This is a genomic window from Hansschlegelia beijingensis, assembly GCF_045505405.1.
Taxonomy (GTDB): domain Bacteria; phylum Pseudomonadota; class Alphaproteobacteria; order Rhizobiales; family Methylopilaceae; genus Methylopila; species Methylopila beijingensis_A.
This window is the reverse complement of record NZ_JBJKEX010000607.1, coordinates 1-966: the sequence shown is the minus strand read 5'-3', so window position 1 is coordinate 966 and position 966 is coordinate 1. Positions and strand designations below refer to the sequence as shown.

The 966-nt window shown below is 72.7% G+C and carries 1 protein-coding gene and 1 pseudogene; both read right to left on the bottom strand.

Annotation, left to right across the window (positions count from 1 at the left end; translation table 11 throughout):
* Positions 1–340, bottom strand: a pseudogene (locus ACIKT0_RS19055) (molybdopterin molybdenumtransferase MoeA); the annotation flags it as partial.
* Positions 337–966 (bottom strand): tetratricopeptide repeat protein (locus ACIKT0_RS19050; protein ID WP_407106858.1); only part of this gene is annotated, 630 nt, incomplete at its 5' end. The pseudogene ACIKT0_RS19055 and the gene ACIKT0_RS19050, both read right to left, overlap by 4 nt.

The window sequence follows — 966 nt, the reverse complement described above, 5'->3', positions numbered from 1 at the left end:
AGATGCGCGCCGCGTCGCCGGGCCGAAGCGTCTCCGGCTCGCCCGAAGCGCCTGCGACGAGCCGGCCGCGGACCACGTGGTAAAGGTCGAGGCTCGCGACCGCGTAGCCATCCATCGCGGAGTGGTCGAACGGCGGCAGCGGCGTGGGGCTGACGACGTCCTCGGCGGAGATGCGGCCGCGCAGCCGCGCGAGGTGGACGGTTTCCGCCTCGACCGGACCGGCCACCAGCGCAGCCGCCCTCTCCTGCGCCGACATGGCCGAAAGCAGGTCCGGATCGCCGCAGATGTCGCCGGCGAGCAAGGAGCCGCCGTCGCCGAGGAAGCGCACGTCGGCGGTCACTCCGCCACCTCGGAGCCGGGCCGATACGGCGCGCGCTGCGCCGCCTGCTCGGCTTCGGCGATCTGCTCCGCCGAAAGCGCGTCGCGCGTCGGACCCAGGAATCGCTCCGCGAGCGCGCTGCCGCCGGCGTCCGCCCGCAGCAGCCAGATCAGCGCAGCACGATCGTCCTTCTCGACGCCTTCGCCGAGGTGGAGCGCAGCCCCGAGCATGGCCTGGCCATCGGCGTCGCCGCGCCGCGCCGCTTCGTACCACCAGCGGGCCGCCTCCTCGGGATCACGCTCCATGCCGAGCGCGTCCTGGGCGATGAGGCCAAGCCGCGTCATGCTGCTCGCGATCTCCTGCTCCGCCGCGGCGAGCGCCCAGCGGCGAGCCTCTACGGGATCAGGCTCAGCGCCCTGCCCCTCCAGAAGCATCCGGCTCAGCATGTCCTGCGCCGCAGGGTCGTCCTGCTCAGCCGCGAGCCGATAGAGCCGCAAGGCTTCCTCATAGTCCTGGGGGACGCCTTCGCCCTTTAAGTGGAGCGCGGCGAGGTGGCGCTGCCCGACGGCGTCTCCCTCCTCGGCGGCGCGGCGGAACCATGCCCGCTTCAAATGACCGATCTGCGCCATTACGACGTCATCCGGTCG